General features: G+C 57.6%; 10 protein-coding genes. 4 read left to right on the top strand and 6 right to left on the bottom strand.

Annotated features, from left to right (window positions below; all coding sequences use genetic code 11):
- The first annotated feature begins 106 nt into the window (after positions 1-106).
- Genes AOC05_RS02860 through AOC05_RS02845 form a run of 4 tightly spaced genes read left to right on the top strand, consistent with a single transcriptional unit; the run spans position 107 to position 7,580 of the window.
- Positions 107-4,855, top strand: a complete 4,749-nt coding sequence (locus AOC05_RS02860) for a LamG-like jellyroll fold domain-containing protein (RefSeq protein ID WP_062005517.1) — start codon at positions 107-109, stop codon at positions 4,853-4,855.
- Positions 4,856-4,885: 30 nt separating this feature from the next.
- Positions 4,886-5,392 (top strand): PssD/Cps14F family polysaccharide biosynthesis glycosyltransferase, encoded by a 507-nt coding sequence (gene pssD / locus AOC05_RS02855; RefSeq protein ID WP_062005515.1) that lies wholly within the window; start codon positions 4,886-4,888, stop codon positions 5,390-5,392.
- Positions 5,389-6,651, top strand: a complete 1,263-nt coding sequence (locus AOC05_RS02850) for a glycosyltransferase (protein WP_062005513.1) — start codon at positions 5,389-5,391, stop codon at positions 6,649-6,651. The genes pssD and AOC05_RS02850 overlap by 4 nt, the downstream gene beginning before the upstream one ends.
- Entirely contained in the window at positions 6,648-7,580 is a 933-nt protein-coding gene (locus AOC05_RS02845) for a glycosyltransferase family 2 protein (RefSeq protein ID WP_062005511.1), read from the top strand. Before AOC05_RS02850 ends, AOC05_RS02845 begins: the two co-directional genes overlap by 4 nt.
- Positions 7,581-7,586: 6 nt before the next feature.
- Here the strand turns inward: AOC05_RS02845 and AOC05_RS02840 are convergent, their stop codons facing one another.
- From AOC05_RS02840 to AOC05_RS02815, 6 genes are all read right to left on the bottom strand, one after another.
- Positions 7,587-9,038, bottom strand: a complete 1,452-nt coding sequence (locus AOC05_RS02840; protein WP_197277890.1) for a carbohydrate binding domain-containing protein — start codon at positions 9,036-9,038, stop codon at positions 7,587-7,589.
- 295 nt (positions 9,039-9,333) lie between these two features.
- Positions 9,334-10,575, bottom strand: coding sequence for a sulfate adenylyltransferase subunit 1 (locus AOC05_RS02835; protein WP_062005506.1), 1,242 nt, complete (start codon positions 10,573-10,575; stop codon positions 9,334-9,336).
- Positions 10,575-11,498, bottom strand: coding sequence for a sulfate adenylyltransferase subunit CysD (gene cysD / locus AOC05_RS02830; protein WP_197277889.1), 924 nt, complete (start codon positions 11,496-11,498; stop codon positions 10,575-10,577). Before cysD ends, AOC05_RS02835 begins: the two co-directional genes overlap by 1 nt.
- Positions 11,495-12,340 (bottom strand): 3'(2'),5'-bisphosphate nucleotidase CysQ, encoded by an 846-nt coding sequence (locus tag AOC05_RS02825; RefSeq protein WP_082358114.1) that lies wholly within the window; start codon positions 12,338-12,340, stop codon positions 11,495-11,497. Before AOC05_RS02825 ends, cysD begins: the two co-directional genes overlap by 4 nt.
- Before the next feature lie 20 nt (positions 12,341-12,360).
- The gene (locus AOC05_RS02820; protein WP_230085532.1) at positions 12,361-13,896 is read right to left on the bottom strand and encodes a sugar transferase; all 1,536 of its coding nucleotides are present in this window, start codon (positions 13,894-13,896) and stop codon (positions 12,361-12,363) included.
- A 390-nt stretch (positions 13,897-14,286) separates the two neighbouring features.
- Positions 14,287-14,742 carry an RrF2 family transcriptional regulator gene (locus AOC05_RS02815; RefSeq protein WP_062005504.1) on the bottom strand — a complete coding sequence of 152 codons (456 nt, stop codon included), beginning with the start codon at positions 14,740-14,742 and terminating at the stop codon, positions 14,287-14,289.
- Positions 14,743-14,769: the final 27 nt, after the last annotated feature.

Genomic DNA, 14,769 nt, shown 5'->3' with positions numbered 1-14,769 from the left:
AGTCCCCGTCCTATGCTTGCCTCACTTGACCGGCCTATTTGGGCGATGGTCTTGGGTTCGGAGCCATAAAAGTCCCAACCCATTTCAAGTTCTTAGGAGGCACCCAATGCCGAAGCCGCTCAAGGCTCTGGGGCTTTTAACGTCAACAGCCGTTGCTACTGCCCTGCTCACAGGACTCTCGGTGAATGCCGCGACAGCGGCACCGCCAGTGTTTGACGGTGCCGCAGCTAGCACAGCAGCTGCATCCTGCTGGGAAATCAAGCAGGACAAGCCCGACGCGGCGGACGGGACATATTGGTTGCTCACCCCGGCAATGAGCGCACCCGCTCAGTTCTACTGCGACATGACCACCGACGGCGGTGGCTGGGTCCTCATTGGCAAGGGCCGTGAAGGCTGGACAGACCATAACGAGGGCAAGGGTTCGCCCTCGGCACTACGTACCGCGGGTTTGAGTCCGATGTCCTCGGCCACCACCCAATACTCGGCCCAAACGATCAACGGGCTCTTGAACAACACCAATGTCGATGCACTCCCAGACGGGATTAGGATCAAACGTGCAAAAGACGCCGCGGGAGCTGCATGGCAGGAAGCCAGGTTCAACACCAACAAGGGTGACCGCTGGGTTTGGACATTCGGTGCCGAACACCAGGTGGCGTCGTTCTCGTTCGACGGCTCCAAGGGCTCAGGCGGATTGACCTCCAGCTTTGGCACAGATTCAACCTACAACCGAGTAGACATGTCGAGTCCGCAAAACCAGGGCTACACCCTTGGGTTCGCGTACGGCAGCAAAGTCACGGGCACCAATAGTGCCACCACGTACCTTTGGTCAGCCACCACGGGGGTCGGCAGCGCCAGGCCCTACACCGAAATGTACCTGCGCCCCATGCTCCGCTCCCTAGATGCCGGCTTCCAACGCATTGTCGATGCCGGGACCAGCGCCTCAACAAACACTCCCGTTGCACAGTCGTTGGCATTGAACAGCCCTTGGGGAGTCTCCGGTCTGGGAAATCCCTCGGCCCGGGAAGGCGACAATGAAGTCCAAGCCTTTGCCCAGATCGGGAACACTATGTACGTTGGCGGAAACTTCCGCTACGTTCAAAAAAGTGCCACCTCCACCGGCACGGACAAAGTGGACCAACCGTTCCTTGCAGCGTTCAACGTCGCCGACGGAGAGTTGATTAGAACCTTCACACCCAAGCTGAACGCCTCCGTCGAGGCTTTGACTGTGCTTCCCAATGGAAACCTTGTGGCGGCCGGCCGCTTCAATTCTACCAACGGGCAGCCAACAACGGCGATCGTTGCCCTCAACCCGGTCACAGGAGCCACTGCGAGTGGTTTCAATCTAAAAGTTGAGAACCGACTCACCTCAGGCGTGCTGGATATTCGCAGTCTGACTGTTAAAGACAATTGGCTCTATCTCGGTGGAGCATTCACGCACTTGACCGGCCCTACCGGTGGAGCCGTCTACGCCCGGAGTGCCGGACGTGTCTCAGCCACCACCGGCGCACCGAGCACCGACTGGAATCCGGATTTCAATGGTTCGGTTGTGTCAATCGGTTCCTCCGCCGATGGTGGCCGGCTGTACGCGGCCGGCTACTTCACCACATCCCAGACGTCCGCCGCGAACAAGGCTGCCGCGGTTCAAACTTCCACCAACGCACCGCTTGCTGCGCAAGTATGGAGCCCTGTGTGGAGTGCCGCGGCCAGCTACCAGCAAGCCATTGGCGAGGTGGGGAACCGGGTATGGGTCGGTGGATCCGAACACAGCTTCTTCTCCTACGACACCACCACGTTTGACCGGTTGTCCGGAAACATTGGCAAGAACCACGGCGACTACCAAGCCATGACATCTGGAACCAGCGGGATCGTTTACGCCGGCTGCCACTGCAACGACTGGAATTATTCCAACGCCTACACTTGGCCAAACGTCGGAACCAACTGGACCGAGGCCGACTCCCTTGGCTGGGTCGCCGCCTACAACGGGGCAACGGGTCAGGTGGTTCCCAGTTTCACCCCCACCATGAGCATGCGCAAAGGTGAGGGTATCTGGGCACTATCAACGGATAGCACGGGAACTTTGTGGGCTGGCGGCGATATTACTTCCGCTGCGACGGCATCATCCATGGGCCGCTGGGCCGGAGGATTCGCCAGATTTGCGCAAACCGATGCAATCGCCCCAACAACACCAGCCGCTGTCACACCTTCAGCGGACGGAACTTCCACCGTCAAGCTGAGCTGGTCCCCGTCAACAGACAATAGCGGCAGCGTCACCTACCAGATCCTCCGTGACAACCGGGTCGTTGCCACCACGTCCTCGACCACCGCAACCGTGCCCAAGGCCGGAGAAAATCGGTTCTTCGTTCGTGCGGTGGATGCCGCAGGCAACCTGTCCCCGAGTTCACCGGTGGTAACGGCATCAGGCGGAGTTTCTCCCCCAGTTGCTGCATTCACTTCCACCGTCGCCGGGCAGGACGTTTCCGTTGACGCCTCCGGCTCCACCACCAGCGGGACGTTTGTTGGATATGCCTGGGACTTTGGTGACGGCACAACGGGTGCAGCTGCGGTGATGACACACACCTACGCCCAGCCAGGCAGCTACACCATCCGCTTGGTCGTCAAGGACAACACGGGCGGACAAGCCAGCTTGGAGAGGACCGTCAAGGCCGTTCGGCCAGCCCCGGCAGATCCTTATGGAGCCGCTGTCTACAACTCGGCACCGAGCCTATACTGGCGCCTGGACGAATCAAGCGGCTCGCTTGCACAAGATTCCAGTGCTTCGCTCTCCCCTGGCACCTATTCAGGAACAACCACTCTCGGCGTACCCGGGGCCATCGCTGGCACATCGGACACCGCCGTCGGACTCAATGGTACGACGGGACTTATCACCAGCAACACAACTTACTCCAGCCCGTCAACCTATTCCCTGGAACTTTGGTTCAACACCACCACCACAAAGGGTGGAAAACTCATCGGTTTCGGTGACCAGCCGACAGGACTGTCCAGCAGCTACGACCGGCACATCTATATGCAGGACAATGGGCAACTCGTTTTTGGCACCTGGACCGGGGTGGCCAACACCATCACATCCGCATCCAACTACAACGACGGCAAATGGCACTCTGTCACTGCTACGCAGTCCAGCAACGGCATGAGCATGTACGTCGATGGGAAGTTGGTAGGAACTAATCCGCAGACCCAGGCCCAGCCGTATACCGGATACTGGCGAGTTGGCGGGGACCAGACGTGGGGTTCCAGCAGCGCCTACTTTGCCGGAAAGATCGACGAAGTTGCCGTATACCCGACCGCGTTGAATGCGGCGAGCGTCAACCAGCACTATGCCCTGGGCACGGGCCAGACTCCCGTTGTGTTCACGCCACCCACAGACACTTATGGTGCTGACGTGTTCGCCGACCATCCCCAGTTGTTCATGCGCATGGATGACGCAACAGGCTCTGTGGCCGCAGATTCTAGCGGCACGTTCAACACCGGCGACTACGCTGGCGGTGTCACTTTGGGTACACCATCAGCGTTGGGCTCCGGGTTCGGAACGTCGGCGACATTTGACGGTATCAACGGGACAGTTGCCAATCGGACGCCCATTTCAAATCCAACGACCTACACGCTTGAGACGTGGTTCAAAACCGACACCACCTCCGGCGGGAAGCTGATCGGCTTCGGCAACTCGGCAACGGGACTTTCCAGCAACTACGACAGACACATTTACATGAAAAATGACGGCACGCTGGTCTTTGGCACCTACACAGGCCAGGAGAACATCATTACCTCTTCCTCCGCCTACAACGACAACACCTGGCATCACATGGTGGCCACGCAGTCCTCAGCTGGAATGGTCCTGTACGTGGACGGCAGCAGTGTCGGCACGAATCCACAAAGCGGGGCACAGAACTACGCCGGATACTGGCGAATCGGCGGGGACACGACTTGGGGCGGAGCGTCAAGCAACTATTTCAAAGGGGAGCTGGATGAGGCAGCCGTCTATTCAACGGCATTGTCCGCGAGCACCGTTGCACAGCACTTTCAGATCGGTTCGGGGACACCGCCTCCGGCCAACGTTCCTCCGGTTGCCGTCATTGCAACCACTGTCAGCGACCTGCACCTTGCCGCTGACGCGTCCAACTCAAGCGACCCTGATGGACAGGTGGTGTCCTACGCTTGGGCTTTCGGCGACGGCGCCGTCGCAACCGACAAGACCACCGCACATGACTACGCGACAGCTGGAAACTACACGGTGACGTTGACCGTTACCGATGACCAGGGCGCCACTTCTTCGGCAACAGCCCCGATCACGGTGACTGCCCCACCGGCACCCGTGGACGTGGTGGTTGTGGCAGCAAAGTCGGCGTGGAGTTGGCGCTTCGCAGCTCCTGCTCCGCCCACAGGCTGGAAGGCCCCTGGTTTCGACACCTCACCGTGGGCTTCAGGCAACGGTGTGATGGGCTTCGGGACAACGGGTCTTGGAACCAACATTGATATCTCAGGGCCCACCACGAGCCGACCCGTCACAGCCTATTTCATCAAGACGGTCACCGTCCCGTCAGCAGCAAAAGTCGTCAAGCTGACCATCAACACCGCCGGTGACGACGGGGTGGTGGTTTACGTCAATGGGACCGAGGTTGGCCGAAGCAACATGCCTTCCGGGACCATAACGGACACCACGTATGCCACCAGCGCGCGCAGGACGGCCGTGGCCAACGCTGCGCCGTTGATCATAGACGTTCCTGTTGGACTACTGGTCGACGGCGTCAACACGATTGCAGCTGAAACCCACCTTAATTACCGGGCCACACCGGACATCAGTTTCGACCTGAACGCCACTGCCAGCGTTCGCCCCTAGAGGCAGTCCACACAGGAAGAGGAGATTCACATGCGCGCAGCAAAACCGCTACACGCCAAGAGGCTTAACGCCCTCCCGAACCATGAACGGATCCTGCTCGTAGGTTCCAGTGGCGGCCATTTGGCCCAGCTGCTCTCGCTCAAGTCCTGGTGGCAGGGTAATGACCGCTGCTGGGTGACTTTTCCCACGCCCGACGCCACGTCTGCATTGGGCAAGGAGGCCGATGTAAACTGGGCCCACTCCCCCACCACGAGGAACCTTCCGAATTTGCTCCGAAACACCCGACTCGCGTTCTCGGTCATCCGCCGCTTCAACCCGACGGTCATAGTTTCCACGGGAGCAGGAAGTGCCCTGCCATTCTTCGTGTTCGGGAAAGTGCTCGGTATCTCCACCATCTACATTGAAGTTTATGACAGGGTTGAAAGCCCAACCCTTACCGGACGATTGTGCCGGCCATTCTCGGATCTCATGCTGGTCCAGTGGCGAGACCAGTTAGGCCTCTACCGCGACGCTCAACTAGTAGGCAGGCTCCTATGAGCACCCGAGGAGCCCGAACCATCGCCGTCCTTGTGGGTACTGACCATCATCCATTTACCCGCCTGATCTCGTGGGCCGACACGTGGGCTGCTGCCCACCCGGACGACGACGTGGTGGTGCAATACGGACACAGCCCTGCGCCGCAAATTGCCCGCGGCGACGCCTTCCTGCCGCCATCGGATTTGACGAACCTCATCGAAGTCAGCGACATCGTTGTGGTTCATGGTGGCCCGGCCACCATTTCAGGTGCCCGCGCGGCCGGACACTTGCCAATAGTTTTTCCGCGCGATCCGCACGAGGGTGAACATGTGGACGACCACCAGCAACGATTTTCCCGTTGGTCCGACGCCAGGGGTCTTGTCACATGCGTCGAATCCTTAGAGCATCTCAGTGCCCGAATTGAGATCCTTGCCGCCACAGAAGAAGGCAGCCATGTTTTGTCCGATGTGATTTTTCCTGGAACGGAAGGAACTGCATTCCAGCTCGCTCGACTCTTGGACCGCAGACGACACCAGGCAAACCGATCCTCCGATGGGGCACCGGTGCTTCTTTACACTGTAACCCGGTCTGAAGAGGTGTTGGAAAGTCTCTGCCAAGACATCTCCCGGCAGGTACAGGTGACGGTCCTGGGCGACACCCAGAGAATCTGGGAGGGCGGGGTCCTGGCGAATGAAGATTGTAGCTGTGGCTTGCCATTCAACGCATGTGATTTCTGGCAGGAGACAGGAAAGATGGCCTTCGGCGGCTGGGACAAGATCAACGTTGAATCGGTCCTAGGTTTGCGAAAAGCAGTTGAAAGACGTGCAGTCAGGATCAAAAGCACCTCAAGATTCGAGACCTCCCGACTGCGCGGCATACTCTCCAGCTACTCAAGCATCCTTCAGTCAATTTATTCAGCGGCACGTGACGTTACAGGTTCTGATGTCTTGGTGCACACGGACACTGATTCGGTTTTAGCCATGGCGCTAAGCCACAACAGGGAGATTGATTTGAGGTACGTTGACGCAACGGATAGCCTGCAAACTGCTCATCCGCACAACGCAAAGAAACCATATTTTCCGAACCTTTTCTCCGGACCTGCCGTCCAGCGACGGCTTGGCAGGAGGGGAGTCCCTTCGGCCACCCTGCTGTCACCAGCTCCCGGCATGGGTTCCAAGCGGTGGGACCTGATCTGGGGGCAGTTGGGTATTTCACCAACCGAGATCACCAACACTGGACCCGATTTTCCGGTCCCCGCGCACCATCGGATGATGGCATGAGCGGCGGTGCGGATGCGCTGATGCGGCCAGTCACCACCATTATTGCAACTAGAAACCGTCCAGAGATGTTGCGTGAGGCAATAGCCAGCGTGGTGGGACAGTCCTACACAGGAGCTATTGAAGTACTTGTTATTTTTGACCAGTGCGAACCAGATATGACGCTGCAGTCCGCTAATCCTAGGCGAATCGTTAGAGTCCTTTCCAATGCCCGGGCACCGGGATTAGCTGGCGCCCGGAATACTGGGATCGAAGCTGCCTCCGGTGAATTCATCGCATTCTGCGATGATGACGACTATTGGAAGTCGGGAAAAATCGCTGCCCAGGTCGAGCTGTTGACAAGAAACCCTGCAGCCGAGTTTTCCACCTGCGACATCAGCGTCAACTACAGCGGCGAGTTCCATGACCGGCAGCTAGGAAAATCCGTGATCACCTTTCAGGATCTGCTTCGCGATCGGCATACTGAACTGCACCCGTCCACGTTTCTCATGCGTCGCGACGCCGTCGTTCAGGGGTTCGGTTTGGTTGGCGAGGACGTCCCTGGTGGCTTTGGTGAGGACTACGACTTTCTTCTGCGGGTTTCACGCAGACACCCCATTGTTCACGTGGCCCAGACGATGACGGTGGTCCGCTGGGGAGGCCAATCATTTTTCTTCCAACGGTGGCAAACCATGTTGGAGGGACTGTCCTGGATACTGGCCAAATATCCTGAATTCGAGACGGTGCCAGCTGGTTCAGCGCGCATTCGAGGACAAGTCGCGTTTGCCCACGCCGCCTTGGGCCAAAGAAAAAAGGCATTGCGTTGGGCGACATCAGCCGCCCAACGCAATCCCTTTGAGCCTCGCGCTCCCCTTGCCATTGCCGTGGCGTGGGGTCTGGTTTCCCCTGAACGGGTAATGCGGACCCTACACAGCCGGGGGAGAGGAATCTAGCCTCCCCTAACCCGTCACCAGAGCCTTCCATGCATTCGCAGAAGGTGCATCAGTCAAGCGGTAATCCCCAATCGAAACCGCCGAATCCCAGTACGCAACGAATACGGCATTGTTTTCCTTCAGGTACTGCCCTACTTTCGTCAGCCAAGCCGCGCGGCCTGCTCCTGTCGGGTCAGAGGGTATGAGGCGACTACCCGTTTCAGCAATGGCAAATGGCTTGTTCACGGATTTGCTAACGGCTACGACACCGTCGTAAATCTTTGCCGGATCCGGGTAGCTCTGCGGTCCGGCAACACTGCCAGCATCGTTGTATGGATCCCACCCCATCACATCGATAAATTCATCACCGGGGTAATAGTCTCTCCAGTTCAGCTTCGAGGACGGATTGACAGTCCACCCCATGAGAATCAAAGTGGAATGCAGGTGAACGTTGTTGGCCTGCTTCGCAAGGCCGGCGATCCGCTTCCAGGCAGCCCGGTATTCGGCCGCTGTGAACTTACCCGCAGAAATTTCTGCTTCCGGTTCATGCACGTAAGACCAGTAGGTCTCGGACGTCGTGGGGGCATTTTTGAACCAGTCAAGTAACTGGGCATCGTAAGTCCCTGCCAAGACATCGGCAGGCAGAGGCCGGAATGAGATTACTACCGCTTTGCCCTGCAGTGGGCCCAGGTTTTTCCAGCTGGACGGCAGGACATTATCGAACGTCCGTACTACGCCAAGTTTGCCAAACCGGTCCTCTTCACGGGCTAGTGCCGTGACCAGATTTCCACCGGAACTTGATATACCCAAGCTTGAACCAAACACGGTCTTGGAGGACAGTGTCGGCTCAGGCGCAGGTGCAGGCGGCAGTGTCGGCTCAGGCGCAGGTGCAGGCGGCAGTGTCGGCTCAGGCGCAGGTGCAGGCGGCAGTGTCGGCTCAGGCGCAGGTGCAGGCGGCAGTGTCGGCTCAGGCGCAGGTGCAGGCGGCAGTGTCGGCTTCGCCTCTGTGCCAGTGGCTAATTGCATGGAGACGTCATCAATGAGAAGTTTCTGTTCAGGTTTCATACCCCACGTCAAAACATTCAAGTCCATGACGGCGCCGTCAACCGGGCTGGACACGGTGAATTCGACCTTGGTCCATTGGTTGGTGGTCAAGTAAAAAGACTTGGCCGTCAGCGGCGCGGAGCCTTTGCTCTGCATGACCCGCACCTGCCCGGAGATGTTTGGGGTGTCTGTCCGCACCCAGGCGCTGACAGTGTAATCATCACCGGCTGTGGTGGATTTGACTGTATTGACGGCGTCGTTTAAGACTGCCGTCTGTGGCGCGATGGTGGACAGTTCCATTGCCGATTTGCCCGAGTGTCCGCCCGGCACAGTGCTCAGTTTTTGGTTGGAGGCGTCATTGGTTTTCCACCCTGACACACCATTTTCCATTCCACCGTTGGCCACCAGCTCAACCGAATCGGCTTGGGCGGGCAACGTGGCGAGGGTAGTGGCACCGAGAGCAACAGTCAGTGCTACACCGCCAGCGGCAAGCACACTCTTCGTCTTTTTTCGGTTGAAGAACGGGGCTTTCACCCGTGGCAAACTACTAGTATTCAATAAACTCAATTGGCTACTCCTGGGCCCGCAGGCCATAAATCACGATGCACAGTGAGACCGGCTGCGATCAGGAATTTTTATCGGACCTCAAAGGGCCCGTACTTACAGGAAAAGAGTTTACAACATTTTGGTAACGAAAGGAAACTTTCGTGCCGCATTTGCGGTGCTTGGACTAGATAATCATGCCCGCTCCCACGGTTCGGTACGTACGTTCGTCTATGAGGACAAAGCCGCCAGTCTCGCGGTTTCGGCCGTAGGTATCGGCGAGCAGCGGCGTCGTCGTCCGTAACTTAATCCTCCCAATTCTGTTGAGTTTTAGCTCCGTCGCTTCCTCGTCACGGTGTAGCGTGTTCACGTTTAGTTCGTAGTGCAACTCTTTGACGAGGGTCCGGGTCCGGCGTGTGGTGTGCTTGATGACCAATTTTTGACCGGGCCGTAGTGGCTCCTCACTCATCCAAGCCACCATGGCATCGATGTCCTGGGTGACTTGGGGCTGATTGTTTGGCCGGCAAATCATGTCGCCGCGGGAAATGTCAATATCGTCTTCCAGACGGACCGTCACGGACATGGGCGCGAAAGCCTCGGTAATTTCCTTGCCGCCATACTCAATGGCAGAAATTTTTGACGGCAACCCACTCGGCAGGACCACAACGTCATCGCCGACTTTCATTACGCCCCCAGCAATCTTGCCCGCATAGCCCCGGTAGTCATGGAAGTCGTTTGAATGCGGGCGAATGACGTACTGAACCGGAAACCGGCCGTCAACCAAGTTCCGGTCACTGCCAACATAGACGTTTTCCAGGTGATGGAGCAGCGACGTACCGTGATACCAGGGCATGTTCTCCGAGCGGTTGACCACGTTGTCACCCTCGAGCGCTGAAACGGGGATGACCGTCAGATCCGAGATTTCCAGTTTCGCCGCAAATTCCATGAAGTCCTGGCGGATCTCTTCGAACACGTCCTGAGACCAGCCCACAAGGTCCATCTTATTGATGGCCAGCACCAAGTGCGGGACACGAAGAAGGGAAACCAGGAACGAATGCCGCCGGCTTTGTTCCAGAAGTCCTTTGCGGGCGTCAACTAGCACAATTGCCAGGTCAGCCGTTGACGCCCCGGTCACCATGTTGCGTGTGTACTGGATATGCCCTGGAGTATCGGCAATGATGAACTTGCGCGCTGGGGTTGCAAAGTAGCGATAAGCCACGTCGATGGTGATTCCCTGTTCACGCTCGGCACGCAATCCATCAGTGAGCAAGGCAAGTTCGGTATATTCCGCGCCCATGTTCACGCTGGTACGCTCAATTGCCTCAAGCTGATCCGTGAAGATTGACTTGGAATCGTAAAGCAGCCGTCCAATGAGCGTACTTTTGCCATCGTCAACTGATCCTGCTGTTGCGAACCTGAGTAGATCCATCAGAAGTACCCCTCTTTTTTTCGATCCTCCATGGCGGCTTCACTTACTTTGTCGTCGCCTCTGGTTGCCCCGCGCTCGGTGATTCGAGTCACGCAAATCTCTTCGACAATCTTTTCAACCGTGTCTGCATCTGAAAGCACCGCCGCAGTCAAAGTTGCATCACCAACGGTCCTGTACCGCACTGTTTGCCTCGAGGTGGGCTCGGTCTCTTTGGGCCGGCAAAACTCGTTGGCCGCGAACCACATGCCGTTGCGTTCGAACACCGTACGCTCATGCGCGTAGTAGATCGCAGGAACCCCTATCCGTTCCTGTGCGATGTAGTCCCAAACGTCCAGCTCAGTCCAATTGGAGAGAGGAAATACCCTGATGCTCTCCCCCGGGTGAACCTGGGCATTGAAGATATCCCACAATTCGGGGCGCTGGTTCTTGGGATCCCACTGGCCGAATTCGTCACGGAAAGAAAATATGCGTTCTTTGGCACGAGCTTTTTCCTCGTCCCTACGGGCACCACCCATGAGCGCATTGAAGCCGTGTTTCGCTGCCGTTTCCAACAGAACCGGGGTCTGACTCCGGTTCCTGGACCCATTTGCTTCCTCAAAAGCGACGCCCCGGTCAATGGCGTCCTGGACGGAGCCAACTATCAGGCTGACCCGATACTTTTCCACGCATCGGTCCCGAAATGCCAGGACTTCAGGAAAGTTATGCCCGGTATCGATGTGCAGGAGCGGAAAAGGTATGGCTGCCGGCGCAAATGCCTTTGCCGCCAGATGGAGCATGACGATTGAATCCTTGCCGCCTGAGAATAGCATGGCCGGATACTCAACTTCGGCGACAATTTCACGGATGATGTAGATTGCCTCGGATTCCAGAGTCTGAAGCTGGGTCAGGTTCCGTTTTACCCGCGCACCACGCACGTTCATCATGGGAGAGTCCTTTCGGCTGATGTCTTCGTTGATTCCGTGCAATTAACCGTTGCGTTCTTGATTGCCCCCAAGAGGAGTGGACTGTCCGCAACACGGCAGATGAGCAAGTCAGGAAGGTACGGCACCGGCTCGTTGTAGGTCAGGGCTGAGCCGTCGATTCTGCTGGCATGAAGTCCGGCACTTTGCGCAGCAAAGACGGGGGCCGCCGAGTCCCACTCGTATTGCCCGCCAGCGTGGAGGTAGGCGTCCACCTGTCCATCAACAACGGCCCAAGTCTTAAATCCGGCCGAGCCCATGGGTACCAGCTCGGCGTTGAGCTCTCCCGCCACTCGCTCAGCCACCTCAGGCGCCCTGCTACGGGAGACTGCGATGCGTAGTTTCTGGTTTTCCGGAGGCGCGAAATCAACCTGCTTGATGCACGCGCCGATTACGCGACCTGCAGATGGCAGCGCCACAGCGCCGGCCGCCAAAGCCCCGTCTTCCCACAAGGCAACATGAACCGCCCAATCGGGTCTGCCTTCGGAAAACTCCCGCGTTCCGTCAAGGGGGTCAATGATCCACACGCGTCGGGCGGACAACCTATCCCGGCTGTCCAAGCCTTCCTCCGAGAGAATGTCGTCGCCGGGACGGAGTCGGCCCAGAACGGCTGCGATAAATTCTTGGGAGGTCCTGTCGCCGTCGTCCTTAAGTTTTCCGCTGCCAACCCCATGGTGAATGGCCCATGACTGGAGCCGTCTCAGAGACTCGCCCGCGTGCCACGCCACAGACTCGGCTAGGACCTGGTCTGTGGCGTGGTCGATGTCCAGGTCAGCTGTTTCACAGATCGAAGTTTGAATATCCATGAACATAGTCCCCCAGATCACTAGTATGCCCCTTGAGATTTGAAGAGCATTTTGGCGGTCCGCCACAAAATGATGACGTCACCGGTCAGGGACCAGTTTTCAACGTAGTAGAGGTCTAATCTGACACTGTCTTTCCAGTTGAGTTCCGACCGCCCGTTGATCTGCCACATTCCCGTCAGGCCGGGCTTGATATAGAGGCGGCGTTGCACTCGGGATTTGTAGGCGTCCACTTCGCAACGTAGTGGCGGACGCGGCCCCACAAGGCTCATGTCTCCTCGTAGGACATTCCAGAACTGCGGGAGCTCATCTAGGGAGTACTTGCGCATCCAACGTCCAGAACGTGTTACCCGGGGGTCGTCGTGGATTTTGAACAGTGGACCGGCTCCCTCGTTCATTTCCAACAAAGAAGCCAGGTCATCCTCTGCCGTTTGAACCATGGAACGGAATTTGTACATCATGAACGGTTCTCCCGACCTTCCTATGCGCTCCTGACGGAAGATTGCCGGTCCCGGGCTGTCACGACGAACGATCACCGCCAGAACAGCCAGAAGCGGCGTCAGGACCACTAAGGCCATGGCCGACAAAGCCACGTCCAGTAACCTTTTCAGAACATGTTTGGCTCCGGAATATTGGGGAAGTTCCACGTGCATCAAGGGCAAACCCTCCACTGGTCTGGAGTGGATTCGAGGGCCGGCAACACTGGTGAGCCCGGTGGCCAAGACCAATTCCGTGGCTGATTCCTCCAGTTCCCAGCCGAGTCTCTGTACGAATTTGCTGCCACCTTTGACGGGGCCGGCAACAATGACGGCATCTGCGCGCAGCTGCTTCACTGCGTCTACCACTGTATCGATCGTGGATACGAGGGGTATCTTGTTGTTGCCCACCATCAGAAAACCCATGTCGTGGCCGCCGGTCAGTGCTGCACCAATGACTTGGTAGGCTGCGCCGGATTTCTTCTGAATCTGACCAATCACATAACCGACGTCCTTACTGCTGCCAAGGACAATTACTCTGGAAAGGAAGTGACCGTAATTTCGCTGCCCCGTCAACCAGTTCCTCAAAGCCCAGCGGGAACTTAGTAGTCCTACTACTCCCAATGAAAAGGCCAGCGCAAAATATCCCCTGGCAACGTCGATCTTAAACAAAAGGGACACAATGGCCAGTAGTCCCAATAGGGCGATAGTCGCTGAGACCACCCGCTTGTATTCGTCAGCGCCCAGTCCCACCACTTTTGGATCTCGGCTCCGGTAAAGGCCCAGAGCCGCCATCCAGCACACAAAAACGGCTACTGACACGAATAGATAGCCTATTTCGGCACTGCCCACTGCTGCTTCGCCGCCATCGGCTCCGAATCGCAGGTAGGTGGAAAGTAGGAGGACGACGATCAGGACTAGGGCGTCCGAGACTAATAGGGTGCGGTGATACTTCACAGCCCACGCTACCCCGGAGACCGCGGCTGTTTCTGTCGGAGACCCCGTCCGGGCGTTGCCCGGTTTCCTAACGCGGTCAAAGGACACATTTGCGCCGAACAGTGCTCGTTCGTTGAGCTGGCTCACGCGGGCCACCTCGAGACTATTTCGGCTGTGGAGGGGACCGACGACGGCTGGGGGAAAGTCTTGGTCTCAGAAGACTTCACCGCCGCCGGCCCCGAATGTGGGAGCCGCCAGTTCAAGGATTTGGTTCCTTGAAGGCTTATGGCTCGTTCGTGATAGTGAGGAGAGTGTGGTTGCGCCGTAGGCGCAAAATGTTGGTGGGAGGAAAATCGACAACGAGAACGCATATTGAGACCCGCCTAATACCAGTTCAGAATGCAAGAATTGATGATGCTTCCACGGTATTAGGATTCAGATCTTGGCACATGAGTAGAGCTCACCCGTCTTTTGGCACCGGCTACCCACCCGCCCAAATGCGCTACTTGTTTTAGGCCCGTCCCACTTGTTCGTGAATTAGCGGCGGGCCCAAACGCCTGGCTGGCCCAAAAGTGTCACGACTTCCTCCGGCAGTGATTTGCGAGCAACATCCTGCATTGAGGTCATCTCCAAGACTGCTCGCAGGCTGGCACGCGCAGCAACCCATACTTCTCGCAGGTGGGAACTGGAGTCAGGATAGAAAACATCTTCGGGGCGTTCGCCCCGCACACCTGCCAGTGGACCATCGACAGCTCTGATCACATCTGCTACTGAAATATCTGCCGCCGGTCGGCCAAGGTGATACCCCCCATTGACGCCTCGCTTGGCGACAAGTATTCCGCCCCTGGTGAGTTGGGCCAGTATAGATTCGAGAAACTTTGTTGGAATCTGCTGTTCAGAGGCGAGCCGTTCCCTGGTGACGATCTCGCCGTCGTGCAGGACGAGTTCCACAACCGCGCGAAGTGCATAGTCAGCCTTGGCCGTCACATGCATTGAAGCCTCCTGCTTTGAGTCGTCCGG

This window comes from Arthrobacter alpinus, assembly GCF_001294625.1.
Taxonomy (GTDB): Bacteria; Actinomycetota; Actinomycetes; order Actinomycetales; family Micrococcaceae; genus Specibacter; species Specibacter alpinus_A.
This window is presented reverse-complemented; position numbering and strand designations above follow the sequence as displayed.

Bases quoted from the DNA above. Each gene is read 5' to 3' on its own strand.
- AOC05_RS02860 (WP_062005517.1), top strand. From the start codon at position 107: ATGCCGAAGCCGCTCAAGGCTCTGGGGCTTTTAACGTCAACAGCCGTT.
- pssD (WP_062005515.1), top strand. From the start codon at position 4,886: ATGCGCGCAGCAAAACCGCTACACGCCAAGAGGCTTAACGCCCTCCCG.
- AOC05_RS02850 (WP_062005513.1), top strand. From the start codon at position 5,389: ATGAGCACCCGAGGAGCCCGAACCATCGCCGTCCTTGTGGGTACTGAC.
- AOC05_RS02845 (WP_062005511.1), top strand. From the start codon at position 6,648: ATGAGCGGCGGTGCGGATGCGCTGATGCGGCCAGTCACCACCATTATT.
- AOC05_RS02835 (WP_062005506.1), bottom strand. From the start codon at position 10,575: ATGGATCTACTCAGGTTCGCAACAGCAGGATCAGTTGACGATGGCAAA.
- cysD (WP_197277889.1), bottom strand. From the start codon at position 11,498: ATGATGAACGTGCGTGGTGCGCGGGTAAAACGGAACCTGACCCAGCTT.
- AOC05_RS02825 (WP_082358114.1), bottom strand. From the start codon at position 12,340: ATGGATATTCAAACTTCGATCTGTGAAACAGCTGACCTGGACATCGAC.
- AOC05_RS02815 (WP_062005504.1), bottom strand. From the start codon at position 14,742: ATGCATGTGACGGCCAAGGCTGACTATGCACTTCGCGCGGTTGTGGAA.